The sequence below is a fragment of the Halomonas sp. ND22Bw genome, assembly GCF_003011945.1.
Taxonomy (GTDB): Bacteria; Pseudomonadota; Gammaproteobacteria; order Pseudomonadales; family Halomonadaceae; genus Halomonas; species Halomonas halophila.
The window spans coordinates 1-388 of the sequence record NZ_PXWD01000282.1; the positions used below are offsets into that span (position 1 = coordinate 1).

A 388-nucleotide genomic window follows, 5' to 3' on the forward strand; every position below is an offset into this window, starting at 1 on the left:
CCCCGGGTAGGGAAGGGACTTTGTCAGCATGATTCACATTGTTAAAGAGCGACTGTCAATCGACAGTCACAAACGTGACATTGCTTTCTGCAATGATCGCTTGTGACTGCGGATTCACATAAAACCGACTGCAGGAACCTGTGGAGAGTGGTGGAGCCTAGCGGGATCGAACCGCTGACCTCCTGCGTGCAAGGCAGGCGCTCTCCCAGCTGAGCTAAGGCCCCTCTGACAAGGTATTTGGTGGGTCTGGGCAGACTTGAACTGCCGACCTCACCCTTATCAGGGGTGCGCTCTAACCAACTGAGCTACAGACCCAAACAGTCTTTTGCTCTGGCCGATCAGATAATTCATTGTGGACACTTGCCGGGTGGCGGTGACGTCGTCGATT

Annotated in this window: 2 tRNA genes; both read right to left on the reverse strand. The window is 54.1% G+C overall.

Features of this window, described 5'->3' with window-relative positions:
• Positions 1–148 precede the first annotated feature (148 nt).
• Positions 149–224 (reverse strand) — tRNA-Ala (locus CVH10_RS18065).
• Between the two features lie 14 nt (positions 225–238).
• A tRNA-Ile gene (locus CVH10_RS18070) sits at positions 239–315 on the reverse strand.
• Positions 316–388 lie beyond the last annotated feature (73 nt).